Source organism: Kitasatospora sp. NPDC056181 (assembly GCF_042266225.1).
Lineage (GTDB): Bacteria > Actinomycetota > Actinomycetes > Streptomycetales > Streptomycetaceae > Kitasatospora.
Genome location: NZ_JBHJUK010000069.1, coordinates 1 through 24,321, shown reverse-complemented (window position 1 = coordinate 24,321; position 24,321 = coordinate 1). Strand labels below are relative to the sequence as shown.

Here is a 24,321-nt window from a genome sequence, read left to right as displayed (position 1 = left end):
CTCCTGTGCAGCGGCATGCGGTGGAGGGCGGTGGCATGCCGCGGTGGCCAGTGGAGAACGGTGGCGCGCGGTGGCGTCCGGCCGGGCTCAGTGACCGGTGCGGAAGGTGACGACCGCGGTCACGCCGTCGGGCCGCAGCTCGTGCGGGCCGCCGGGACCGTCCAGCAGGGCGGCGTCGAAGCGGTCGAGGGTGGTGTCCGTGCCGAGCGCGGCGGTGCCGGCGAGGCAGAGCAGGAGGACGGTGGCGCCGGCCGGGACGTCCACGGTCCGGGGCGCGGTGGCGAGGTCGAGGCCCGCGGTGGTGCGGCCGCGCCGCGTCATGACGTTGAAGTCGACCACCGGGCCGCCGAGCAGCCGGCAGCCGGTGGACGCGTCACCGGAGAACGCGAACGGGCGGAAGGGCTCGTCGACACGGTGCTCGGCCCCGTCGACGGTCAGCGCCATGCCGTCGCCCTCCACCAGGGTGATCACCCGGTCGATCCCGGCGAACACCGAGAACGGCCCCTCGGAGGCCACGTCCGCGAGGCTGACCCGCCAGTCGAAGGCGTCGAGCCCGGCCCCGGCAGGGAAGCCCGCCACCTCCCTGGTCACCCCGCCCCCGTTGAGCCACGCCGTCGCCGGGCGCTCGGCCGCCCGCAGTACCTGGATCCGCCCGCTGGTCGTCATGACGGCATCCTTCCACGGGGCCGGGGGCGCCGTCAGAGCAGGACGACCTCGACCCCGTGCCGGCGGAGGATCTCCAGCACGGTGGGGAACCGGGCGAGGCGGGCACGGGCGACGTCGGAGTGGTGCCAGCGGAGCGTGAACGGGGTGGTGGCGCCCCAGCGGCCCCCCAGGCAGTCGTCCAACGCGTCGAGGTTCCAGCCGAAGTACCCGCCGGGGCCGTTCACGGCCTCGCCGACGGCGCAGTAGAAGCTGTCCTTGTCGACGAGCTGCCGGCCGTCGATCTCGTACACCGCGCCGGGCGGGGCGTCGGTCAGCCCGCGGCGGCCGTGGTACCACATGGCCACGGAGAGCCAGGCGTGGCGCCCGGCCGGGCCGAGTGAGCGCCAGAGGCCGGGACGGTCCAGCCGGCCGGTGCGTCGGAGCTCCCAGGGCCACGCGGAGTGCGGCAGCAGGTCGTTGCACCACAGGTCGAGCGTCAGGTCGACCAGCTCCGGGCCGAGGGCGGACGGACGGACCTCCCGGGCGGTGACCCAGTTGACGAAGTACGTGCCCAGCTCCGTGCCGGAGTGGTCCAGCAGGTCGAGGTGGGCGTTGCCGGCGTTGGCGCGCCTGCCGCCGAGGTGCCGCAGGGCGCGTTCCAGGCCGCCCTGCGGCGCGCAGCCGAGCAGCCGGACCCGGCGCCGGCCGCCGGGAAGCGGACGGAACAGGCCGGTGGCGTCCCGGGCGTATGCCCAGAGGTCCTCGTCTTCTTCGCCGGTCAGGCGGTACAGGGCTCGGTCCACCGCGCCAGCGTACGGGTGGGGCCTGACAACCGTCGCTGAGGGGGCGTCAGTGGCGGGCGCGGACGGTGAGGGGGAGGAGGGCCGCCAGCGTGGCGGTCAGGGCGACGGTGGTGAGGGCGAGTGGGAGGCCGACGGCGTCGGCGAGGAACCCGATCACCGGCGGGCCGATCAGCATGCCGCCGTAGCCGAGGGTGGAGGCGAGGGCGACGCCCTGCGGACCGCCGGCGGCGCCGGCCCGGGCGATGGCGAGCGGGAACAGGTTGGCCAGGCCGAGGCCGACCAGCACGAAGCCGGTGACGGCGAGCGGCACCGAGGGGGCGAGCGCGGCGAGCAGCATGCCGGCCGCGGCGGTGAGGCCGCCGAGGAGCATCAGCCGGGTCTGCCCGAACCGGATGGAGAGCCAGGTGCCGGCGATCCGGCCGCTGGTCATCGCGAAGGCGTACGCGGCGTACCCGGCGGCGGCCGCGCCGGCCGTGGCGTGGACGTCGTCGGTGAGGTGCAGGGTCGTCCAGTCGGCGACCGCGCCCTCGCCGTACGCGGTGCAGCAGGCGGTGAGGCCGAGCAGCAGGACGAGCAGCCGGGCCTGCGGCAGCCGGGCCGCCCCCGGGGACGAGGTGGCGGCCCGCTCCGGCGCGCCCCCCGAGGACGAGGAGACGGCGGCCCGCTCCGGCGCGACCACCGGTGCGGCGGGACCGCGGAGCAGGACGACGCCCGCGGCCACTGTCACGGCGAGCCCGAGCAGCCCGCCGAGGGCGAGCGCCCAGGCGGTGGTGAGGGCGGTCGCGAGCAGCCCGCCGACGCCCGCGCCGAGCAGGCCGCCGAGGCTGTACCCGGCGTGGAAGCTCGGCATCACCGGGCGCCGCAGCTGCGCCACCAGGTCGACGGCGGCGCTGTTCATGGCGACGTTGGCACCGCCGTAGCCCGCGCCGAAGAGCAGCAGGACACCGCCGAGCGCCGCCACCGAGTGGGCGTGCGCGGGCAGCGGGACGGCGAGGCTGAGCAGGGCGAGCGAGCCGACGGTGACCGGCCGCGAGCCGTACCGGAGGCAGAGCCGGCCGACCACCGGCATGGTGGCGACGGCGCCGGCCGAGACGCAGAGCAGGGCGAGCCCGAGTGCGCTGTGGGAGGCGCTGACCTGGCTGCGGATGTCCGGGATGCGGACGACCCAGGCGGCGAAGAGGAAGCCGTCGACGGCGAAGAAGGCGGTCAGCGCGAGGCGCGCGGCACCCCAGGAGGCGCCGGCCGGGCCCCGCTGGGGGTCGTTGGGACGGCGGAGGGTGTCGGAGGCGGCGGGTGTGCTGCGAGACTGGGGGGACGGCCGGTCGGTGCGGACATGGTCACGGATTTTGTTTCGGAGCGGCACAAAGTCACAATAGGGGCGTGCAGCTCACTCCTTCAAGTCCGAGGCCCTCCGGCTCGACCCCCGGCACCGAGGCCGACCGCGACGCGCAGCGCGACGCCCACCGTCGTGCGGCCCCCGACCGCGGCCGGACGCTGCTCGGCCCCGCGCTCTCGCTCATCCACACCGGACAGACCCCGACCCGCTCGGCGCTCACCCGCGCGCTGGACGTCACCCGGGCCACCGCCGGCGCGGTCACCGCGGAGCTGGAGGCGCTCGGCCTCATCACCGTCGACTCCCGCCCGGCCGGCGGCGGCCGCGGCCGGCCCTCGCACCGGCTGGCCATCGACCCGGAGGGCCCGGTCGTCATCGCGGGACAGATCCACGCCGACGGGCTGAGCGTCACCCTCGCCGGACTCGGCGGACTGCTCGAACCGCCCGTCCACCGGCCACTGCCCGCCGCCACCGACCCGGTCCGGATGCTGCGCGCCGTCGCCGAGGCGGGCGCCGAACTCGCCCGCAACAGCAACCGCCGCTGCCTCGGCGCCGCACTCGCCCTGCCCAACCCGGTCACCGAACCGGACGGCACCGCGCTGGCCGCCCTGCACTTCGCCTGGCCCAGCGGCACACCGGTCGCCGACCTGTACGACGTCGAGGTCGGCCGCGCCGACAACGGACCGCGCGCGCTCGACCCGCTGCCCACCGCCATCGCCAACGACGCCAACCTGGGCGCCCTCGCCGAGTACCGGCACGGCGCCGGCCGCGGCGCCCGCCACCTGCTGCTGGTCACCTCCGGCCACCGCGGCGTCGGCGGCGCGCTGGTCATCGACGGCCGGCTGCACACCGGCAGCGCCGGACTCGCCCTGGAGGTCGGGCACCTCACCGTCGACCCGCAGGGCCGCCCCTGCCAGTGCGGCAACCGCGGCTGCCTCAACTCGGAGACCGACCCGGACGCCCTCTTCGCCGCGGCCGGACTCACCCCCGACCCGGACCGTCCCCTGCTCGACCAGGCCCGCGAGCTCTGCCGGGCCGCCGCCACCGACGAGCGCGCGCGGGCCGCGGTCGAGCACGTCATCGACCGGCTCGGCCTCGGCCTGGCCGGTGTCGCCAACATCCTCAACCCGGACCGGGTGGTGCTCAGCGGGCTCCACCTCGACCTGCTGGAGGCCGCGCCCGAGCGGCTGCGCGCGGTGGTCGCCGAGCGCTGCCTGTGGGGGCGCAGCGGGCGGGTGCCGATCGTCGGCGCGGAGCTGGCGCACGGCGCGCTGGCCGGCGCGGCGGAGCTGGCCTGGCGGCCGTACCTGGCGGACCCGCAGTCGGTGGTGGCGGTGGGTTGAGGCGGCGGTGCGTTGAGGCGGCGGCGGGCTGAGGCGGCGGCGGGCTGAGGGGGCGGTGCGTTGAGGCGGCGGCGGGCTGAGGCGGCGGCGGGCTGAGGCGGCGGCGGGCTGAGGCGGCGGCGGGCTGAGGGGGCGGTGCGTTGAGGCGGCCGGGATGGTGGGGGCAGGCCGGGTGTGGCCGGACGGCCCGGCGGGCGCGATAAGCGGAAGCTGGGGCACCGTAAACGGTCACTTATCGTGACTCTCGTACACTCGTAGTGAGCAAACCGGGGGGTTCGAGCGAGGAGAGTGACCGATGGGCACCCAGCTGAGTGCCGAGCGCGCGGGCGCCGGGCGGACCGACGACGTGGACCGCACCGACGCGGCCTACCGCAGCTGGCTCAAGGAGGCGGTCCGCAAGGTCCAGGCGGACGCCAACCGCTCCGCCGACACCCACCTGCTCCGCTTCCCGCTCCCCGCGGACTGGGGCATCGACCTCTACCTCAAGGACGAGTCCACCCACCCCACCGGCTCGCTGAAGCACCGGCTGGCCCGCTCGCTCTTCCTGTACGGGCTCTGCAACGGCTGGATCCGTCCCGGCAAGCCGGTGATCGAGGCGTCCAGCGGCTCCACGGCCGTCTCCGAGGCGTACTTCGCGCAGCTCGTCGGCGTCCCGTTCATCGCCGTGATGGCCAAGTCCACCAGCCAGGCCAAGATCGACCTGATCCAGTTCCACGGCGGCGAGTGCCACCTGGTCGACCGCTCGGACGAGGTGTACGAGGCCTCCGCCCGCCTCGCCGCGGAGACCGGCGGGCACTACATGGACCAGTTCACCTACGCCGAGCGGGCCACCGACTGGCGCGGCAACAACAACATCGCCGAGTCGGTTTTCGCCCAGCTGCGCCTGGAACCGCACCCCGAACCGGCCTGGATCGTCGCCACCGCCGGTACGGGCGGCACCTCGGCGACCATCGCCCGGTACGTCCACTACATGCAGTACGACACCCGGATCTGCGTCGCCGACCCGGAGAACTCCTGCTTCTTCGACGGCTGGGTCCGGCACGACCCGGAGGCGGTCTGCGACAGCGGCTCGCGGATCGAGGGGATCGGCCGGCCCCGGATGGAGCCGAGCTTCGTGCCCGGGGCGATCGACCGGATGATGAAGGTCCCGGACGCCGCCTCGATCGCCGCCGTGAGGGTGCTGGAGGACGTGCTCGGCAAGAAGGCCGGCGCCTCCACCGGGACGGGCCTGTGGAGCGCCCTGAAGATCGTCGCGCAGATGCGGGAGGCGGGGGAGCGCGGCAGCGTGGTCACCCTGATCTGCGACCCGGGCGACCGCTACCTCGACAAGTACTACTCGGACGACTGGCTGGCCGGCGAGCGGATCGACATCGCGCCGTACCGGGCCCGCCTGGAGTCCTTCCTGGCCGGCGGCGCCTGGTCGGGCTGACGCCGGGAGCGCCCACGCTGCCCGGGCTACTCGCGCTACTTGGGCTGCTCGGACGCCAGGCGGAGGAGCGCCGTGCCGCCCGCGAGGTCGATGCCGGTCCGCTTCGGTGCGCCGTCGTGTTCGTCGTCCCGCAGCACCAGCTCGATCCGGCGCTGTTCCAGCTGGGCACGCTTGCCCGGGTAGAGCAGCGCGTGCAGTTCCTCGGTGGCGGTGGCCCCCGCGCGGCCCCCGCCGGCCCGCGGGCCCATGTGTGAGCCCGGGCGCACGCCACCCGCCTGCGGGTGCGCGAGCAGCCGGCGGGCGACCGCGCCGAGGAAGAACACGACGACCAGGGCGGCGGGCAGCAGCAGCCCGCCGGCCGCGCCGGTGAGAAGCACGTCCATGTCAGCCCAACGCCCTTCCGGCAGGGGTGAGTTCCCGGCGCAGCCCCGCCCCGCCGGTCGGGGCCGGTCGGGGCCGGTCGGGCGCAGGTCGGGCGCAGGTCGGGCCAGGGCGGAGGTCGGGCGGTCAGGGCAGCCGGGCGGTCGGGAGGTCGGCGGGGACGAGCAGCTGGAGCTCCTCGGTGGACGGGTCCTCCAGGTGGGCGACGCGCATCGCGTGCCGCTCGACCATCGTCTCGAAGACCTGCCGGGCCGTGCGCCCGTTGCCGAAGTTGGGGCCGCGCTCCAGGGTGGCGAAGTGGTCGAGCAGTGCGCCCTCGGTGGCCTCGGCCAGCGCGTACTCGTGTTCGGCGCACTGGGCGCGGGCGATCTCCAGCAACTCGTCCGCGCTGTAGTCGGAGAAGGTGATGGTCCGTGAGAAGCGGGACGAGACACCGGGGTTGGCGGAGAGGAAGCGTTCCATCTCGGCGGTGTAGCCGGCCACGATGACGACCACCTCGTCCCGGTGGTCCTCCATCAGCTTGACCAGGGTGTCGATCGCCTCCCGGCCGAAGTCGCGGGCGCCGTCCTCGGGTGCCAGTGCGTACGCCTCGTCGATGAAGAGCACCCCGCCGCGGGCCCGGTCGAAGGCGGCGGCGGTGCGGATCGCGGTGGAGCCGATGTGTTCGCCGACCAGGTCCACGCGGGCCACCTCGACGAGGTGGCCGCGCTGCAACACCCCGAGCGAGGCCAGGATTTCGCCGTAGAGCCGGGCCACCGTGGTCTTGCCGGTGCCGGGGGCGCCGGTGAAGACCAGGTGCCGCCGGAGCGAGGGGGCCTTGAGCCCGGCCTGGCGGCGGCGCCGGCCGACCGAGATCAGGTCGATCAGCGTCCGGACCTCCTGCTTGACGGTGGCCAGGCCCACCAGCGCGTCGAGTTCGGCCAGTGCCTCGTCGGCGGGCCGGCAGTCGGGGATCGGCCCGATCGCCGCCGATGCCTGCCCGGGGGCCGGGGCCGGGGCCGGGGCGGCCAGCGGGGCGGCCAACGGCGGTGCGGCAGGGGCGAGTTGGGCCGCCCTCGGGGCGGGAAGTTCGGGCGCGGGTGCGGCCGGGCCGACATCGTCCGAGGTGCAGGCCTCCACCACGGGACCGGGCTCGGAGAACTCGAAGCCGGCCCGCTCGTTCTGCTCGGCCCGGCAGCGGGTCAACACGGTGCGGCAGCCGTCGATGATGTGGAAGCCGAAGCCCTTGCCGTGCGAGACCCGGCAGTCCTCGAAGGTGCCGCGGCCCTGCGCCGAGACGTACACGCCGGCGTCCGAGCTGGCCCGGACGGTGCAGTCGCGCACCACCGGGTCGGCGCCCTTGGTGACGATCACGCCGGTGGCCACGTCGGAGATCTCGCAGTCGGTGAGCAGCCCGCCGCTGCCGTGGTCGCGGAACCAGAGCCCGGTGCCGGCCTCCTGGACGCGGCAGCGGGAGAGCGTCACCCCGGCGCCGCCGCTGACGGACACGGCGGAGCTGCGGATCCGGCTGAACGAGCAGCCCTCGGCGGTGGCGGCGGAGTCGCGGTCCAGGACGAAGAGCGCGTCCGGCAGGTCGTGCAGCGAGCAGTCGGTGAGGGTGAGCCGGGCGCCGTCGCTGACCCAGAGCGCCGGGTACTCGCCGGACGAGCCGTGGATCTCGCAGGACTCGGCGGTGGCCTCGGTGCCCTGGTCCCACACCGAGAGCGCGCCGCGCCCGAAGTCCCGCACGGTGCTGTTGACCAGGCCGAGCCGGGCCCGGCCGCGCAGGTCGGCGCCGTTCTCCGGCAGGTCGTGCACCCGGCAGCCGGTCAGCACCAGCTCGGCCTCGCCGTCCAGGGTCAGGCCGTTGCCGGTGACCCGGTGGATGTCGCAGTCGACCAGCCGCCCGCCGGCCTGGGCCTCGGCCTGCACACCGCTGCCGCGGATCTCGTAGATCTCGCAGCCGGTCAGCTCGGCGGCGCTGCCCGGGTCGGTGAGCAGCACGCCGGCGCCGGTCGCGTGGTGGATGCGGCAGCGCTGGAGCGCGGCGGTGGCGCCGCCGAGCACGGCGATCCCGGCCTGCCCGGCGGCGGCGACCTCGCAGTCGTCGAAGGCGGCGGCGGTTCCCCCGCCGCGCAGCCGCAGGCCGAGACCGGCCGGGTTGGTGACCACGCAGCCGCGCAGGGTGGGCCGGGCGCCGTCGGTGACCTCCACACCGCTGGCCGAGCGGGTCTCCACCCGGCAGCCGCTGAGCGCCGGCGTGGCCTCCGGGCCGGTGACCAGCACGGCCGGGAGGGAACTGTCACTGCCCTCGATCACCAGGTCGCGGACGGTGGCGGCGGCCGTGACGGTCAGCGGGACACCGCTCGGCGGATCGATCCGGACGGTGCCGGGGCCCTGTGCCGGGACGACGGTGACCGCCTTGTCCAGCACCAGGTTCTCCCGGAAGGTGCCCGGCCGGACGGTCACCGTGTCGCCCGGTTCGGCGGCCGCGAGGGCCTCCGCGAGCGTGTCGTACTCGCCGGCGCGGCGCCGCCAGCGGGATGCGCTGTCCTGGGTGACCCGGACCCTGTGCTCAGCCATGACGGTCTGTCGTCCCCACCTTCGTCGAGCCGGCGATCAACGGGCCGTACGCGCGGGGGCGCGCGGGCCGTCCGCCCACCGTAGCGCGCCCGCGCGCGTGGTCCGCCCGCGCGGCGCGGAGAGGTGCCGGGGGCCGTTTCGTCTTCACCACATGCTTCAACGAGCGCGCACAGTTCGGGTTCCGGACGTCACGCCGGCGGGCGGGGGCGGGCGGCTTGAGCCCGTGGCTCAGACCGGTTCGCCGGCCGGCCAGTGCGCGCCGTCCTCCAGCACCTCGACCTCGTCGCCGATCCGCAGCGTGCCGAGCACGTCGCCCTCGGTGCCGGCCGGGCGCTCCGGGATCAGGTTCTGGCCGAACGCGGCCTTCTTCAGCAGCTTGTGGTGCCGCGCCAGGGTGCGCAACGGCTCGGGGCCGCGCTTCTCACCGCTCTCCTGGTCGGTGGTGGTGATCACGCACCGGCCGCAGGGCTTGACCACCTTGAAGGTGAGCGCGCCGATCCGGATCCGGCGCCAGCCGTCCTCGGCCCACGGCTCGGCGCCGTCGACCACCACGTTCGGCCGGAACCGCTCCATCGGCAGCACCTCGTGATCCTCGGGGTGGTCCTCGGCGATCAGCGCGTTGAGCTCGTCGAGCGAAGCCGTGCTGGCGAGCAGCAGCGGGAACCCGTCGGCCATCGAGACGGTGTCGCCGGGCGAGGAGAAGTCCGGGTCGGCCGGGCGGGAGCGCGGGTCGTCCAGGTGCACCAGGCGGTAGTCGCCGAGGTGCTCGGCGATCCAGAGGTGGGCCTCCTTGGCGGCCTCGGCGGCGCTGAAGCGGTCGCCCCAGACCTCGACCTCGGCGAGCGGGTCGCCCGCCGCGACGGCCGGTGCCGGGACCTCGATCCGGGAGCCGCCGGGAGCGGTGAGGGTGAGCGTGCCGTCGTCGGCGAGCGCGGTGCGGATCTGGCCGAGGGCGGTGTTCTCGCGCTGGCTGACGAAGCGTCCGGTGGGGTCGGCCAGCATCCAGCGGCGGTCGCCGAGCAGGCCCCAGGGTTCGACCCGGGCGCTCTCGGGGCTCAGGCGGTACATCGACTTGACGGGGTAGACGTGAAGTCCGGTGAGCAGCATTCCCCCATCCTGCCAGGAGCCGTCACGCCGTCGGCATCCGGTTCCCGGGGCGCTGCCGGGCCCCGTACGCGCACGGACCGCCCGGACGCCAGGTGAGGTGGCGGTCCGGACGGTCCGTGGATGACCCGTTTCTCCGTACGCCCGGAGCGCGGTGGCTCCGGGTGGTGCTCAGGTGGTGCGGGTTCGGGCCGGGTGGGGCCGGCCCGGGGTGGCGGGCTCGACCTAGTAGCCCTGGCCCTGCGGCTGGTAGCCCTGCTGGAACTGGCCGGGCTCGGCGTACTGGCCCGGGCGCTGCGGCTGCATCGGGCGGACCGGCGCGACCGGGGAGGCCGGGCGCAGCTGGGCGCCGCCGAAGGACTGGTCGCCGCCCTGGCCCTGGAAGCCGGGGCCGGCCGGACCGGACCCGCCGAAGGGCTGCTGGCCGCCGAACGACTGCGGGCCGCCGAAACTCTGCGGCCCGCCGGGCTGCTGGCCGGCGGACTGCTGCGGGCCGCCGAAGGAGCCCGGGCCGCCCAGCGGCTGCGCGCCGAAGGACTGCGGGCCGCCCTGGCCGGCACCCACGAAGGTGTTCTGTCCGCCGAAGCTCTGGCCGCCGGACGGCTGGTAGGCGCCGCCGCCGGTGGCCTGCGAGAACCCGGGGGCGGGGGCCTGCGGGCGCTGGCCGGACAGGTACGCCTGGGGGCCGCCGTAACCGGGGACGGGCGGCTGGGGCGCGGAGGCGTACGCCGGCGCGGGCTGCGCCGGGATGTACGTCGTGGCGGGGCCGGCGGAGGGGCCGCTGCTCGGGCCGGGGCCCAGGGCGAGGCGGGCGGGGGGCAGCGCGGGGAGGTTGCTGCCGGGGGTGTCGTACCCACTGCCGTACCGGTTCTCGTAGGACGGGCCGAGGCCGGATCCGTAACCGGAGGACAGTGCCGGCGGCAGGGCGGCCGGCACGTTGATGGGCGCGATCTGCGGGACACCGCGTTCTGCGACGAGGGAGTCGTAGATGGGCGTGCCGGAGGAGAAGGACGGAGAGGGGTAGCCGACTCCGTCGTAGGAGCGGGGCGAGGTCATGGGGCATACGGTAAGCCCACAATGCGCCTGCTGAGGAGAGTGGGAGGCCGAGCAGTTCGAGTGTTTACACAGTCTTCGCTCGCACAAAGGTTTCGAAAGTAGTAAGAACGGACATTCCGGCGTCGAGTTCAGGCCAGCTTCGGGCCGGGGTGCGGTCTCGAACGGGGCTCGGACGGGGCCCGCGAAGGCCGTTGCGGTGTCGGGGCGGTGGACGGTTCGGGGACCGACGAAGAAACTTTTGCGGGCAGGGCGTGCGCTGGCGCATTCGAGCCCCCGTCGGCGGACCGGCGAGGGCTCGTGAATGTTTCGGGAATAAAGTCCCCGTGAGAGTCTTCGGGGCCGCGAAGCCCGAGGTCAGCGGGTCGGCGGGCCTTCGGGCCTGCGGGCCTTCGGGTCAGCGGACCGGCGCCGGCCGGGGGGAGGCCTGGGCGGGGAAGCCCGGGCGGCCCGCCACCTCGGAGGTGCAGAACGAGCAGCGCACCGCCGCGGCCGGGATCGTGCTCAGGCACTCCGGGCAGTCGGCCTTGGCCACCGGTGCCGGCTTGGCGCCCTCCAGCTTCGCCTGGAGCCTGCCGACCGGCACCACCACGATGAAGTAGATCACCGCGGCCACCAGCACGAAGCTGATCAGCGCGTTCACGAACACGCCGTACGGGAAGCTGGTGCCCGCGACCGCGAAGGTCTTCTGGGTGAAGTCGCCGACGGCGCCGGTCGCGACGCCGATCAGCGGGGTGAGGAAGGCCGTGACGAACCCGGTGACGACGGCGGTGAAGGCCGCGCCGATGACGATGCCGACCGCGAGGTCGACGACGTTTCCGCGCAGCAGGAAACTGCGGAATCCCTTGAGCACCGGGTGACTCCAAATCCGTACGGGGGGAGGGTGGGACGGGACCGCGGGCCCCGGCCGGACATCCTGCCGACCGGGGGTGCCCGCGGTCCAACCGCGTTCACCCGAACCGCGTAACGCGGCGGGGCGCGGGTCAGGCTGCGCGCAGGCGTTCCGCGTACGGCTGGATCCGGCCCACCGCCGCGGCGATCCGGCGGACGACGGGTGCGTCCATGTGCGACCAGAGCGGCACGGTGAGGACCGAGTCGGCCAGCCGGTCGGTCAGCGGCAGCTGTCGGCCTGCCCGAGGTGGGCGTAGGCGCGCTGGCGCTGCACCGGCGGGTGGAACTAGCGGCGCGAGTCGATGCCCTCCGCCCCTAGTGCGTGGGCGAGTTGGCGCGCGGTGAGCCCGAACGCGCCGGCGTCCAGGACGAGGGTGAGGTCCTTGAAGGTGGAGACGTCGCCCTCCTCCGGCAGGGCGAGCCGCAGTCCGGGCAGGCCGACCGTCCCCGCGGCGAACTCGGCCACGAGTGTGCCCCGGTGGACCACCCTTTCGGGCAGCCCGGCCAGCCAGTTGAGGCCGACGGCGGCGTGCAGCTCGCTCATCCGGGCGTTCAGGCCGGGGAAGAGCGTGTCGTAGTCGCCCGGGTTCCCGTAGTCGCGCGCGGTGCGCAGCCGGCGGGCGAGGTCGGCGTCCCGGGTGGCGACCAGGCCGCCCTCGCCGGCCACCGCGACCTTGGTCGGCCCGCTCACCGCTCCTCCCCCTCGCGCAGCAGGGCGGGCTCGCCGTGATCGCCGTCGCCCCCGGAGGCCTGGATGCCGTGGCCGTTGGTGCCGCGGGTGCCGTGCGTGCCGTTGGTGCCGTACGTGCCGTGCGTGCCGTTCGCGCTGCGGCCGTCGGTGCCGCCGCCTGTGCCGCCGTCGGTGGCGCCGCGCCGTGCCCAGCTGGGCGCCGTCCGCTCCGCCGGTCGTTCGGCCGGCCGGACCCCCGCTCCGCCGCCCGTTGGCCTCCGTGCTCCAGCGCGGGCGCCCCCGGACGCGGAAGGACGGTCTGCGCCGAGCGGCCGCCGAGCGCCGTCGCACCGCCGCCACCCGCCGTGCTGCGCCGCCGCCCGGTCGGGCCGTACGTGCCGAGCAGAACCACACCGGCCACCGGCACCCCGGTCCGGGAGCACAACTCCGACACCCGGTCGGCCTGTTCCGGCGTCGCATTGCCGCTCCGCACGGTCACCAGCACCGCGTCCGCATGCTGCACCAGGTCGTACGCGTCGTTGGCGTGCAGCAGCGGCGAGGTGTCGACCAGGATGACGTCCGCGTACCGGCGTGCCCGGCGCAGCGCCTCGGTGGCCCGCAGCACCAGCGCGGCCGGATAGGCGGTGGTGTTGCCGCCGGTGATCAGCGAGACCCCCTCGACATTGGTCGGCCGGATCAACTCGTCCAGCTCGCCCAGCTGTTCGCCGCTGAGCAGCTCGGCCATGCCGGGGCCGCCCCCCCCACACCGAGGTGGGCGTGCAGCTGAGGGTGGCGGAAGTCGCAGTCCAGGACGAGGGCCTCGCGCCCGGTCTCGGCGAGCGCGGCGGCCAGGTTGGCGACCGTGGTGCTCCGCCCGTCGCCGCTGCTGCCGGAGGCGACCAGCACCACCGGCGCGGGCCGGGTGAGCCGGCGCGCGACGGCCCCGGCGGGCTCCCGCTCACCCTGCCCGTGGACCGGCAGCGCCAGCGCGTTCGGGCCGGTGAGCAGCAGGGTCGAGCGCAGCGGCCGGTAGGCCTCCGCGGCCGGGTCGGACGGTCGGGCGCGCGCCAGCGGCTCGCGCAACCGCCGCAGACGGCGCGAGAGTCGGGGCACCTCGCCGATCACCGGCAGGTTGAACGCCTCCTCGACCGCGTTGCGGGTGCGCAGCCGGGTGTCCATCCGGCTGAGCATCAGCGCCGCGACCACACCGAGGGCGAGCCCGAGGGCCACCGCCAGGCCCAGCCGGACGCTGCGGGTGGGGGAGGAGAGCAGGTTGGTGCTGCCCTGGCGGGCGTCGATGCTGCCCCACTGCTGGATGGCGTCGGTCTGGGCGCCGTTCTGCAGCTTGCTGATCGCGGTGAGCGTCGCGGTCAGCGAGGTGGGCGCGGCGGTCAGCTTGGGCTGGTCGCCGGCCGACGAGCGGTTGAACTGCTGCTGGATGTCGTCCAGCGCCTGCTGCTGCGCGTCGGCCTGGGCCTGGAGCTTCTTGACGGTCTCGGCGGCGCTCTTCGCGGACTCGTCGCTGAAGCCCTTGATGATCGCGGCCGAGTACGCGGCCGCCAGGTCGGAACAGGACTGCTGGGTCGGCCCGGTGGTCGCTATCGACAGCATCTGCGCGCTGTCGGCCGTGACCGTGCGGCGGGCGATCACCGCGGCGGCGTCGGTGCCGAGCTGCTTGGCCGCCGCCGTCGCGACGTCCGAGCCCTGCGCGTACGAGAGCACCTGGTCGGCCCGCACGGTGCCACCGGCCCCCGCGCCGGCGTGATGGCGACCTTGCACTTCCACTTGGCGTTGTCCACGGTGCCACCGGCCGGGGTCAGGAGCCAGCCGACGACGAGTGCGGCGAGCGTGCAGCCGACGAGAAGCCGCCAGTACCGCCGCAGGACGGTGAAGTGGTCTGCCGGTTCCGCCGGTTGGATCCCCTCGCGTTCGTGGTGCGGTGGTGCTGTGGAACTCCCGCCCGGGGGCGGCCCGTTCGGGAGCGAGGCGGTCCGGGTGCTGCCAACTGTGCAGGGAGTACGGCGCGGTGGAATCCCGCGGCTGATGTCGCAACCCGCCCCGTGACGATGCGCCCCCCGTGACGATGCGCCCCCCGTGGCGGAGCGGGGCGCGCCTGCCCCCGGCCCGCCGCCCCCGCCCGGCCCCCTTCCGGCGATGCTTGCCGAGCCGCGACGTGCGGCGCAACCGCTTTGGCGATACTGGGGGCCCGGCGAACCGGGGGCGGACGGGACCGCGGTGGCCGGATCCCGTCAGACCTGGCGCAGCCGCAACGAGCGCTCGTAGAACCCGACCATCTGGGCCGACACGTGGTGCAGTGTGAACGCGGTCAGGAACCGCGCCCGGGCCGCCTTCGCCCGCACCCGGGCCGACGCCCGGTCCTCCAGCGTGTCGGTGAGCGCCGCCGCCAGTTCGGCCGGCCGCTCCGGTGCCACCAGCCGGGCGTAGTCCTCCGAACCGACCGTCTCGCGCAGCGCGGGCACGTCCGCACAGACCAGCGGCACGCCGACGCCCATCGCCTCCATGGCCGCACTGCCCAGCCCCTCCCACCGGGAGGGCACGGCGAACGCGTCGGCGGCGGCCATCAGGTCGAAGACGTCGTCGCGCGGCCCGAGGAGGCGCACGCTGCCGGCCGTCTCGGCGAGCGCCGTCAGCCGCGCCGTCTCGGTGCCCTCGCTGCCGGCCAGCAGCAGCACCGCGTCCGGCTCGGCCCGCAGCACCGCGGGCCAGGCCTCCAACAGCACGTCCAGGCCCTTCTGGATACTGCTGGCGCGCCGCCGCGAGCACCACCGGGACGTCCTGCGGCAGGTCCAGCGCGGACCGTACGGCGGCTCGCCGCTCCGGGGTGACGGTACCCAGCAGCTCCGGGTCGCGCCCGCGCGGGACGACGTCGATCCGCTCCCGCGACACCCGCAGCCGCTGCGCCATCGTCCCGGCCACGTACCGGGTCAGCGCGTGGAAGCGCCGGGTGCCCTGGGCGGTCGCGGCGTCGACCGCCTGCGCCGCCCGCACCTTCCACGGGCTGAGCCCGCGCGCGCCGAGGTGCTCCGGGCCGTACGCCGAGTTCACCAGGCTGGAGACCACCGGGGTGCGGGCCGACAGCGCGGCGGCCCGGCCGAGCACGTCCGACTCGTAGAGCGTGGTGTGGACGAGGTCCGGCCGACGCTCCCGGACCAGCCGGTGCAACGCGGCGGCCGTCCGACCCCGGGTGGGCCGGCCCACCCCGAAAACGTCGGCGCCGGCCGCGGTCAGCTCCGGCTGGAAACCGCCGGGCGAGTCCTTGAGGTACGCCACGTCCAGCTTCACGCCGGCCCGCACCAGTTGGGGGGCCATCGCCACCAGACCCTGCTCGGCCCCGCCGACCCTGCTCACGCTGTCGATCACATAGAGCACATGCACAGGCCAACCCCCGCCCTCGTGGGCGCGCCCGGTCTCCCATGCCGGCCGGCGCCCTGATTGCGGATCAGCATCGCAGGTGGCGACCGCGGCCCGCCAGGGAATCGGCCAGGACGGTCCCCGGCCCCGGGGGCGGCCGGGGGCGGCCGAGGGCGTGCGGCAGGGCGCACAGCCGGCGCGATCAGCGTGCGACGGCATCGAACGGCGCCCACCGGGAGTACCCACGCGGGCGCGCAGGCCACCACCGGGTTGCGCGAAGGGGCTGTACCGCGCCGGGCCCTGTGCCAAGGTCGATCCCATGCCCGACGCGACGCCGGCGAAGACGGCCGGAACCCGCCCCCGCATCCTCCACCTGATCACAGACCCGCGCCGCCGCGGCGCCCAGAGCCTCGCCCGGGACCTCCACAGGGAACTGCGCCGCCGCGGCCAGGCCTCGGCACTGCGCGCCCTCGCCCCGCACCCCGACGCCCACCCGGACGCACCCGACACCCGGGCCACCACCGTGCTCGGCCCCGGCCGGCTGCACCCCGCCACCCTGCGCGCCCTGCGCGCCGCCGCCCGCACCGCCGACCTCGTCGTCGCGCACGGCTCCGCCACCCTCCCGGCCTGCGCCCTCGCCCTGGCCGGCACCCGCACCCCGTTCGTCTACGTCTCCATCGGCGACCCCCGGCACTGGACGGCGAGCCCGCTGCGCCGCCTGCGCACCGGCGTCCTGCTGCACCGGGCCGCCGCCGTCACCGCGCTCGCCGACGAGGCCCGCGCCGTCCTCCAGGACCGGTTCCGGCTGCCCGCGGGGAAGGTCCGCACCATCCCCAACGCCCGCGCCGCCGACCGCTACCCGCCCGCCGACGGCCCCGCCGACCGACGGGCCGCCCGGCACGCCCTCGGCCTGCCCGCCGACGGCCTGCTGGTCGCCTGGATCGGCGCGATCGCCCCCGAGAAGCGGCTCGACCTCGCCCTCGACGCCCTCGACCGGCTCCCCGACGTCCGGCTCGCGGTGGCCGGCGACGGCCCGCTGCGCACCGCCCTAGAACAGCACCCGGCCGCCGCCCGGGCCCACTTCCTGGGGACCCTCGCCGACCCGGCACCGCTCTACCGCGCCGCCGACGCACTGCTGCTCACCAGCGACAGCGAGGGAGTGCCCGGCGTCCTGATCGAGGCCGCACTGGCCGGCCTGCCCGCCGTCGCCACCGACGTCGGCTGGGTCCGCTCGGTGGTCCAGGACGGCCGCACCGGCGCACTGACCGCCCCCGGCGACCCGCTCGCGCTCGCCGAGGCCCTGGCCAAGGTGCTGGCCGGCGACCGCGCCGCACTCGGCGCCGCCGCCCGCGAGCACGCGCTGGCGCACTCCGAGCTCGGCGTGGTCGCCGACCGGTGGCAGGCGCTGTTCACGGCGGTCACCGGCCGGGAACGGGCGTGACGGTGCCGACCGCGGTGCCGACCGTGCACCAAGACCCGCACCCGCCGTAGGCAACCGGCCGGAGCGGGCGGATACTGCCTCCGCGGCGCGCTCGTACGACGGAGCCATCAGGGACTCGGCCCGGACGCGCCGGCACGGGGAAAGGTCACCGGACATGGTGGTACTCGCGGGCCTCGCGGCCCTGGCAATCCTCTGGCTCGCCACCGGAGTGCGGGTGGTCCAGCAGTACGAGCGGGGAGTGGTGTTCCGGCTGGGCCGGGTGAGCGGACGGGTCCGCCAGCCCGGCCCGACCCTGCTGGTGCCGGTCGTCGACCGGATGCGCAAGGTGAACGTCCAGGTGATCACCATGCCGGTGCCCGCGCAGGAGGGCATCACCCGGGACAACGTGTCCGTCCGGGTCGACGCGGTGGTCTACTTCCGGGTGGTCGACCCGGTGCTGGCCACCGTCGACGTCCAGAACTACGCCTTCGCCATGTCACAGGTCGCGCAGACCTCGCTGCGCTCGATCATCGGCAAGAGCGAGCTGGACGACCTGCTCTCCGGCCGGGAGAACCTGCACCGCGGCCTGGAGCTGATGCTGGAGAGCCCGGCCGTCGGCTGGGGCGTCCACATCGACCGGGTCGAGATCAAGGACGTCGCGCTGCCCGACTCGATGAAGCGCTCGATGGCCCGCCAGGCCGAGGCCGACCGCGAGCGCAGGGCCCGCATCATCACGGCCGACGGCGAGTTCCAGGCGGCCGAGAAGCTCTCCCAGGCGGCGGAGATGATGGACAGGACGCCGTCCGCGCTGCAGCTGCGCCTGCTCCAGACCGTGGTCGAGGTGGCGGCGGAGAAGAACTCCACCCTCGTCCTGCCGTTCCCGGTCGAGCTGCTGCGCTTCTTCGAAGGCGCCACTCCCAAGCCCGGCGCGGCCCCGCAGCAGGCGGCGGCGCCCGCCGCCGAGGCGCCCGCGCCCTCGGCAGCCGTGGGGGCCGCAGTGTCCGCGGCGACCGCAGCGCCCGCGCTCGCGAAGACGGAGCCCGCGCCCGCCGTGGTACCCCCGCGCCCGGAGCACGCCCCGCGCCCGGAGTGAGGAGCCCGCGCCCGGAGTGAGGAGCCTGCGCGTCCGTCCGGCCCGGCATCGGGCCATCACCGGGCCCGGTCCCGTTACCGGCCGCGGTCCCGTCATCGGGCCTGGTCCCGTCATCGGGCCTGGTCCCGGGGCGGCGACAGGACGGTGACGGACCGGTGACGGACCAGGCGGTCCCGGGCCGGGCTGCGCCGAACGGGCGAATCCCGGCCCGGCCTCCCCGGGCCGACTCGTCGATGACGATCCGTCACCGTCAGACTGCCCGGTGTGAAGACGCTGCTGAGGTCCACCGTCCTGCTCGCCGTCGCCGCCGGGATCGCCGCATCCCCCGTCCAGGCCGGCGCAGCCACGAGCCAACCCGCCACCGAGGGTTCCCGGTTCACCCGGATCGACCAGTCCCAGGCGGCGCGCGCGAGCGCCCGCACCGAGGCCGTCGAGTTCTTCTGGTACGACTGCGGCCACTCCCAGCAGCTGGAGAAGCCGCTCCAGGCCTGGACCGAGAAGCACCGCGAGGACGCCGACCTGCGCCGGGTGCCCGCGATCTGGCCGCGCAGCCGCGAGGAGGCCGCGCAGCGCGGCCACGCACGCCTCTACTACACGCTGGAGCGCCTCGACCTGGTCGAGCGCCTGCAGACCAGCGCCTTCCGTGCGATCCACTCCGACAAGCAGGACCTCACCACCGAGGACACCGCCACCGACTGGGCGCTGCGCCAGGGCGTCGACCCGCAGCAGTTCCGGGACGCCTACCGCTCCGCCGACGTGCAGCAGGCCGTCGACGAGGCCGCCGCGATGTTCGTCCGGTACGGGATCAACGAGCTGCCCACCGTCGTCGTCCAGGGCGAGCAACGCACCTCGCCCACCCAGGCCGGCGGCGTCGAGGCGATGCCCGACGTCCTCGACCGGCTGGTCCAGCAGGACCAGCAGCGCAACCAGCGCCACGAGCAGCACTGACCCCGACTCGATCACCTTCACCGAACGGACCCCCGGCGACCACCCTCTGGGGGACGGCCGGGCCTTCGGGCACCGGGACGTCAGCCTGATCGAACCGCCGGTCAACACCGCCGGCGATGCGCCCGGCCAGGTCGACGGAACTGCGTTCCGCCGTGAACACGGAATCGGCGAGGACGAGTTGCTGCTCGCCATCGTCACCCGGCTGGTCCCCGCGCTGGAGAAGGACGCCGGTGTGGAGCTGACCGTCGACGCCGTCCGGCGGTTGGACGACCCGAAGGTCCGGCTGGCGATCGTCGGTGCCGGGCCCAGCCTGGAGCGGACTCGCACCCCGGCGGCCGCCGTCAACGCCGAGCTGCGCCGTCAAGCCGTGCTGGTACCGGGCCAGTTGGCCGATCCGAGGCCCGCCTACCAGGCCGCCGACGTCGTTCTCGGCATGGGGGGCTCAGCCCTGCGCGGCCTGGCCTTCGGCAAACCGGTGGTGGTCCACGGCGCGGCCGGGTACACGGCCGTGCACGAGCCGGGCCCGCTGGTCGAGCCGCACGCCTCGCGCTGCATGTACGGCTTCGGCGACGGCTCGCGTGCACCGGAGGCGTTGGCCGGCCAGCTCCGCGGACTGCTGCACGACCCCGGTCACCGGGCCCGGCTGGGCTCCTGGGGGCGGGAGTGGGTCGTCGGCCGGTTCTCGCTGGAGAGCGTCACCTCCTCCTTCGAGGAGCTGTACGGCCGGGTGCTGGCCCGCCCGGCCCGGGTGACGGGCTGGCTGAAGGACCTCGAACAGATGACCCGGTACGAGTTCACCAAGCCGGCCGCGCTGCGGCTGCTGGGCCGGTGATCGCCGGAGGGCATTGCATCTAACCGGTACGTGGGAGTTTAATGGTTAGCATGAGCGAGCTGACGATCCCGCACATCCGGCACCGCCACGTCGACGTGGACGGCCTGCGCGTCTTCTATCGGGAGACCGGTCCGAGCGACGCGCCCGTCCTCCTGCTGCTGCACGGATTCCCCTCCGCCTCCCACCAGTTCCGCCGGCTCCTCGACGCGCTCGGCACCCGCTACCGCCTGATCGCCCCCGACTACCCGGGCTTCGGCCACAGCGACAGCCCCGCGCCCGGTGACTTCACCTACCGCTTCGACACCCTCGCCGACGTCGTCGAGGGCTTCTGCCTGGCCCTCGGGCTGGACCGGTTCGCCCTCTACGTCTTCGACTTCGGTGCCCCCGTCGGCCTGCGGCTGGCCACCCGCCACCCGGAGTGGATCACCGGCCTGGTGGTCCAGAACGGCAACGCCTACGAGGAGGGACTCTCCGACCTGGCGCGGGAGTTCATCGCCAATCAGCACGGTGTCGACGGCGCCGCCGAACGGGCGCGCTCCATCCTCACCCTGGAGGTCACCCGCAGCCAGTACGAGGGCGGCACCGGCGACCCGGAGCTCGTCGCACCCGACGGCTGGACCCTCGACCAGCACTTCCTCGACCAGCCCGGCCGCAAGGACATCCAGGTCGAACTCGCCCTCGACTACCACTCCAACGTCGCGCTCTACCCCGTCTGGCAGGAGTGGCTGCGCGCGAACCGGCCGCCCACGCTGATCCTCTGGGGCGTGGGCGACCCGTTCTTCACCGAGCCCGGCGCCCGGGCCTACCTGCGCGACCTGCCCGACGCCGAGCTGCACGTGTTCGACACCGGGCACTTCGCGCTGGAGGAGAAGCTGCCGGAGATCGCCCCGCTGATCGACGACTTCCTCGCCCGTACGCAGAAGTAGGCCCGCGCCCCGGCCGCCGGTCAGGGGCGGGGTGGGAGTCGGGTGGGGGTGCTGGGCTTTCCGAGGCCGGGTGTGCGGGGGCGGGTGTGCGGGAGCGGGTGTGCGGGGCCGGGCCGGCGTGCCTCGGCCCGACCGCGGCTCAGTCGCGGCGCAGCAGGTACGTGACGAAGCCCAGGGTGCCCCGGTAGCCGTGCAGCCACTCCGTGCGGTGCCGGTCCGCGGCCTCGCGGGCGGCTGCCGCGTCCGGGTGGTCCGGGTGGTCCAGTGCCCAGGCCGACAGTGACCCCGTCCAGGAGAACTCGTAGTCGTCCCACTCCTGCAGGCTGCTGACGTACCCGTACACCGGCGTCCAGCCGTCGGCCATCACCCGGTCGGTGGTGGTCGCCAGATCGGCGAAGTCGTCCCGGGTCGCGCCCAGGCCGTCCAGCACTGCCTGGGCGGGCTCGCGCTCCCAGAAACCCTCGCCGACCAGCACCAGACCGCCGGGGGCCAGCAACTCGCGGGCGGCCGCCAGGGTCGGCAGCAGGCCGCCGAAGGCGTGCGTCGCGCCGACGTTCAGCACCAGGTCGAAGGGCTCCTTGGCCTTGAACTCGCGGGCGTCCAGGTGGTGCAGGCCGATCCGCCGCTCCACCCCGAGCGCCGTGGCCGTCTCCCGGGCCCGGGTCAGCGCCGCCGCGTCCAGGTCGACGCCGACCGCCTGCCAGTGCGGCCGCGCCGCCAACGCGCGGACCAGCCAGGCACCCTCGCCGCAGCCGAGGTCCAGGGCCCGGCCGCTCTCGGTGCGCCCGGTCGCCCTGGCCAGCAGCCGGGCCACCGACTCGTCGGTGATCGGCGCGGCGATCGGGTGGTGGGCGTGGGCGAGGCGGGAGATCATCTGACGGTCCATTCGAACAGTGTGGCCCACTCGGGCTCAGTACGTCCGGCCTTTCCAGGCGGCCCCGCGCCCGCGCCAGTGCTGTACCGCCGAGTCCACCGTCATCAGCAGGTAGAGCAACGCGGTGAAGGGCAGCAGCAGCGCGGCCGGCGCCGGCCGGCGGTAGTAGCGCAGCATCGGCACGAACGTCCCCGCCATCAGCGCCCACGCCGCCCCGCCGGTCGCCGCCACCGCCCAGTGCGCGGTGACCACCCCCGTGACCGCCGCCACCGGCGGCACCAGGTACACCAGCGCCAGGCCGGCCACCGTCCCGACCAGCAGCAGTGGGGAGTGCCGCAGCTGCGCGTACGCGCTGCGCGAGACCATCCGCCAGAGCTGGGCCAGCCGCGGGTACGGGCGGACGCTGTCCACCTGCTCCGCCAGGCCCAGCCAGGTCCGGCCGCCCGCCGCCTTCACCGCGCGGGCCAGCGACACGTCGTCGATCACCGCCCCCCGGATCGCCGCCACCCCGCCCACCCGCTCCAGGGCCTCCCGCCGCACCAGCGAGCAGCCGCCCGCCGCCGCGGCCGTCCGGGCCCCGGGCCGGTTGCTGCGGCGGAACGGGTACAGCTGGGCGAAGAAGTAGACGAACGCGGGCACGATCAACCGCTCCCACCCCGTCTCCACCCGGAGCCGGGCCATCTGCGACACCAGGTCCAGCCGGCCGGTCTCGGCGGCGGCCACCAGCTCGGCCAGCGAGTCCGGTCCGTGCGCGATGTCCGCATCGGTGAGCAGCAGGTACTCGGCGTCCGGACCGGCCAGCTCCACCCCGTGCCGCAGCGCCCACAGCTTTCCCGTCCAGCCGGCGGGCAGCGGGGGAGGGGTGGTCACGGTCAGCTCCAGCCCGCCGGGCGTGGCGAGCGAACGCGCCAGCGCTCCGGTCCCGTCCGAGCTGTGGTCGTCCACCAGCACCACCCGGGCCCGGCCCGGATACTTCTGCGCCAGCAGGCCGGGCAGGCTGAGCGGCAGCACCTCCGCCTCGTCCCGGGCCGGTACCACCACCACGACCTGCGGCCAACGGGTGGGCGGACGGCGCGGCGGAAGCCGCACGTCGGTACGCCAGAACAACCCGTGGCAGCACGCGAGCCAGAGCCAGACCAGCAGGGAGAGCACGGCGATCCACAGCAGGACGGTCACCCGGGCAGTCTGCCGCACCCGGGGCCCGCAGCGGGGCATCGACTAAAGTCTTGCCCTGTGAAGATCGCACTGATGGACTCGGGAATCGGCCTGCTGGCCGCGGCTGCCGCCCTGCGGAGGCTCCGCCCCGACGCCGACCTGGTGCTCTCCTCCAACCCCGCCTCGATGCCCTGGGGCCCGCGGACACCCGAGGAGGTCACCGCGCTCGCCCTCGGCTGCGCGCGGGCGGCCGCCGCCCTCGGGCCGGACGCCCTGGTGATCGCCTGCAACACCGCCTCCGTCCACGCGCTCGCCACCCTGCGCGCCGAACTGGAGCCCGCGCTGCCCGTCATCGGCACCGTCCCGGCCATCAAGCCGGCCGCCGCGCTCGGCGGCCCGGTCGCCATCTGGGCCACCCCGGCCACCACGGGCAGTGCCTACCAGCGCGGCCTCATCCGTGACTTCGCCGGGACGGCCGCCGTCACCGAGGTCGCCTGCCCCGGCCTGGCGGACGCCGTCGAACACGGCGACGACGCCGCCATCGACGCGGCCATCGCCGACGCGGCCGCCCGCACGCCGGCGGGCACGGCGGCCATCGTGCTCGGCTGCACCCACTACGAACTGGTGGCCGACCGCATCCGCGCCGCGGTCGCTCCCGTCGCGGCGCCGGACCTCATCCTGCACGGCTCCGCCGACGCCGTCGCCGCCCAGGCACTCCGCCGCATCGCCGACCCGGCCCGCACCGGCAACGGCACGCTGACCGTCCTCCACGCCGGCGCCCCCGCCGCGCTGCCCCCGGCCGCGCTCCTCTACCCGCAGGGCCACAGCCTCGCCGCCACGGCCCCGGCGGTCTGACGGTCGGGGCTCCCGTTTCGCTGCTGCCGGCGGCGCCCCTCCCGCCTCCCGGCCGCTTTGGCGGCCTGCGGTCGGCTCCCGGCCTCTTCGGGCCCTCCCATCCGGCCTGTCGGCTGGCCCGCGTGCCCTCGATGGCCCGGGCCCGGGACCGAGGCTGCGGGGTGTCCTCCGGTAGCCTTCCGCGCACCCCGAGCCTCGGACGAGGCTTCGAGGCGCGTGAGAAGTCGGACGGGCCGACTTCTGGTGCGCGGGTGTCGCCTGGCGTAGCCACACTTTGCAAACAGTTGTTGCGTGCGCTGGTGTAGCGAGGGTGGGTCGGTGCGGTGACCTGGGAGGCCGGGCGGGCGGACTTCTGGTGCGCGGGTGCGGGGGCACTTTGCAAAGAGTTGTCGCGGGGCTGGCTCGGTGTGGGTGGCCGGCTGCTGCATGAGAAGTCGGGCGGGCCGACCTCCGGCGCGTGGGTGCGGGGGCACTTTGCAAACAGTTGTTGCGGTGCCGGTGCCGGTGTAGCGAGGGTGGGTCGGTGCGGTGACCTGGGAAGTCGGGCGGGCCGACCTCCGGCGCGTGGGTGCGGGGGCACTTTGCAAACAGTTGTTGCGGTGCCGGTGCCGGTGTAGCGAGGGTGGGTCAGT

21 protein-coding genes and 1 pseudogene are annotated in these 24,321 nt (G+C 75.1%); 8 read left to right on the top strand and 14 right to left on the bottom strand.

The genetic code is table 11. From position 1 onward, the window contains the following. Nucleotides 1–87: 87 nt before the first annotated feature. From ACFC1F_RS24555 to ACFC1F_RS24545, 3 genes are read right to left on the bottom strand one after another with little or no spacing between them, the layout of a single operon-like run. A complete protein-coding gene (locus tag ACFC1F_RS24555) occupies nucleotides 88–666 on the bottom strand; it encodes a HutD family protein (protein WP_376161300.1) in 579 nt (192 codons plus the stop codon). Nucleotides 667–698: 32 nt separating this feature from the next. Continuing rightward, complete coding sequence (locus ACFC1F_RS24550) at nucleotides 699–1,448, bottom strand: barstar family protein (RefSeq protein ID WP_376161298.1); 750 nt, start codon at nucleotides 1,446–1,448, stop codon at nucleotides 699–701. Nucleotides 1,449–1,494: 46 nt separating this feature from the next. Beyond that, nucleotides 1,495–2,811: an MFS transporter gene (locus ACFC1F_RS24545; protein WP_376161296.1), complete on the bottom strand. Its 1,317-nt coding sequence runs from the start codon at nucleotides 2,809–2,811 to the stop codon at nucleotides 1,495–1,497. Between the two features lie 17 nt (nucleotides 2,812–2,828). Here ACFC1F_RS24545 and ACFC1F_RS24540 point away from each other — a divergent pair, with 17 nt between their 5' ends. Next, complete coding sequence (locus ACFC1F_RS24540; RefSeq protein WP_376161294.1) at nucleotides 2,829–4,124, top strand: ROK family protein; 1,296 nt, start codon at nucleotides 2,829–2,831, stop codon at nucleotides 4,122–4,124. A 295-nt stretch (nucleotides 4,125–4,419) separates the two neighbouring features. Further along, a complete protein-coding gene (locus ACFC1F_RS24535) occupies nucleotides 4,420–5,553 on the top strand; it encodes a PLP-dependent cysteine synthase family protein (protein ID WP_376161293.1) in 1,134 nt (377 codons plus the stop codon). A gap of 35 nt (nucleotides 5,554–5,588) precedes the next feature. Here ACFC1F_RS24535 and ACFC1F_RS24530 read toward each other — a convergent pair whose 3' ends face one another. The 9 genes and pseudogenes from ACFC1F_RS24530 to ACFC1F_RS24490 form a co-directional block, all read right to left on the bottom strand. Beyond that, nucleotides 5,589–5,936 carry a DUF6191 domain-containing protein gene (locus tag ACFC1F_RS24530; protein ID WP_376161291.1) on the bottom strand — a complete coding sequence of 116 codons (348 nt, stop codon included), beginning with the start codon at nucleotides 5,934–5,936 and terminating at the stop codon, nucleotides 5,589–5,591. 124 nt (nucleotides 5,937–6,060) lie between these two features. After that, nucleotides 6,061–8,496 carry a right-handed parallel beta-helix repeat-containing protein gene (locus tag ACFC1F_RS24525; RefSeq protein ID WP_376161289.1) on the bottom strand — a complete coding sequence of 812 codons (2,436 nt, stop codon included), beginning with the start codon at nucleotides 8,494–8,496 and terminating at the stop codon, nucleotides 6,061–6,063. 228 nt (nucleotides 8,497–8,724) lie between these two features. Next, complete coding sequence (locus tag ACFC1F_RS24520) at nucleotides 8,725–9,603, bottom strand: MOSC domain-containing protein (protein ID WP_376161287.1); 879 nt, start codon at nucleotides 9,601–9,603, stop codon at nucleotides 8,725–8,727. 222 nt (nucleotides 9,604–9,825) lie between these two features. Then, nucleotides 9,826–10,656, bottom strand: coding sequence for a DUF6643 family protein (locus tag ACFC1F_RS24515; protein WP_376161285.1), 831 nt, complete (start codon nucleotides 10,654–10,656; stop codon nucleotides 9,826–9,828). A 394-nt stretch (nucleotides 10,657–11,050) separates the two neighbouring features. Further along, nucleotides 11,051–11,506, bottom strand: coding sequence for a large conductance mechanosensitive channel protein MscL (gene mscL / locus ACFC1F_RS24510; RefSeq protein ID WP_209416178.1), 456 nt, complete (start codon nucleotides 11,504–11,506; stop codon nucleotides 11,051–11,053). Nucleotides 11,507–11,830: 324 nt separating this feature from the next. Further along, nucleotides 11,831–12,235: a DegT/DnrJ/EryC1/StrS family aminotransferase gene (locus tag ACFC1F_RS24505; protein ID WP_376161283.1), complete on the bottom strand. Its 405-nt coding sequence runs from the start codon at nucleotides 12,233–12,235 to the stop codon at nucleotides 11,831–11,833. A 675-nt stretch (nucleotides 12,236–12,910) separates the two neighbouring features. Continuing rightward, on the bottom strand, nucleotides 12,911–13,999 hold the full coding sequence (locus ACFC1F_RS24500; RefSeq protein ID WP_376161331.1) for a tyrosine-protein kinase family protein: 1,089 nt from the start codon (nucleotides 13,997–13,999) through the stop codon (nucleotides 12,911–12,913). Between the two features lie 464 nt (nucleotides 14,000–14,463). Then, nucleotides 14,464–14,955: a glycosyltransferase family 4 protein gene (locus ACFC1F_RS24495; RefSeq protein ID WP_376161281.1), complete on the bottom strand. Its 492-nt coding sequence runs from the start codon at nucleotides 14,953–14,955 to the stop codon at nucleotides 14,464–14,466. A gap of 178 nt (nucleotides 14,956–15,133) precedes the next feature. Beyond that, a pseudogene (locus ACFC1F_RS24490) lies at nucleotides 15,134–15,544 on the bottom strand (glycosyltransferase); the annotation flags it as partial. 361 nt (nucleotides 15,545–15,905) lie between these two features. Between ACFC1F_RS24490 and ACFC1F_RS24485 the strand changes: the two are divergent. The 5 genes from ACFC1F_RS24485 to ACFC1F_RS24465 all read left to right on the top strand — a co-directional run bounded on the left by ACFC1F_RS24485 (nucleotide 15,906) and on the right by ACFC1F_RS24465 (nucleotide 20,805). Then, the gene (locus ACFC1F_RS24485; protein WP_376161279.1) at nucleotides 15,906–17,027 is read left to right on the top strand and encodes a glycosyltransferase family 4 protein; all 1,122 of its coding nucleotides are present in this window, start codon (nucleotides 15,906–15,908) and stop codon (nucleotides 17,025–17,027) included. 154 nt (nucleotides 17,028–17,181) lie between these two features. Next, nucleotides 17,182–18,099, top strand: coding sequence for a slipin family protein (locus ACFC1F_RS24480; RefSeq protein WP_376161277.1), 918 nt, complete (start codon nucleotides 17,182–17,184; stop codon nucleotides 18,097–18,099). 264 nt (nucleotides 18,100–18,363) lie between these two features. Beyond that, a complete protein-coding gene (locus ACFC1F_RS24475; protein WP_376161275.1) occupies nucleotides 18,364–19,047 on the top strand; it encodes a thiol:disulfide interchange protein DsbA/DsbL in 684 nt (227 codons plus the stop codon). Between the two features lie 10 nt (nucleotides 19,048–19,057). Further along, nucleotides 19,058–19,879: a glycosyltransferase family 4 protein gene (locus tag ACFC1F_RS24470; protein ID WP_376161329.1), complete on the top strand. Its 822-nt coding sequence runs from the start codon at nucleotides 19,058–19,060 to the stop codon at nucleotides 19,877–19,879. A gap of 50 nt (nucleotides 19,880–19,929) precedes the next feature. After that, a complete protein-coding gene (locus ACFC1F_RS24465) occupies nucleotides 19,930–20,805 on the top strand; it encodes an alpha/beta fold hydrolase (protein WP_376161273.1) in 876 nt (291 codons plus the stop codon). Nucleotides 20,806–20,944: 139 nt separating this feature from the next. Here the strand turns inward: ACFC1F_RS24465 and ACFC1F_RS24460 are convergent, their stop codons facing one another. Together ACFC1F_RS24460 and ACFC1F_RS24455 are read right to left on the bottom strand one after the other, a co-directional pair. Beyond that, the gene (locus ACFC1F_RS24460; RefSeq protein WP_376161271.1) at nucleotides 20,945–21,691 is read right to left on the bottom strand and encodes an SAM-dependent methyltransferase; all 747 of its coding nucleotides are present in this window, start codon (nucleotides 21,689–21,691) and stop codon (nucleotides 20,945–20,947) included. 24 nt (nucleotides 21,692–21,715) lie between these two features. Further along, a complete protein-coding gene (locus ACFC1F_RS24455) occupies nucleotides 21,716–22,894 on the bottom strand; it encodes a glycosyltransferase (RefSeq protein ID WP_376161269.1) in 1,179 nt (392 codons plus the stop codon). Between the two features lie 18 nt (nucleotides 22,895–22,912). Between ACFC1F_RS24455 and ACFC1F_RS24450 the strand changes: the two genes are divergently transcribed. Then, nucleotides 22,913–23,689: a glutamate racemase gene (locus tag ACFC1F_RS24450; RefSeq protein WP_376161267.1), complete on the top strand. Its 777-nt coding sequence runs from the start codon at nucleotides 22,913–22,915 to the stop codon at nucleotides 23,687–23,689. Nucleotides 23,690–24,321: the final 632 nt, after the last annotated feature.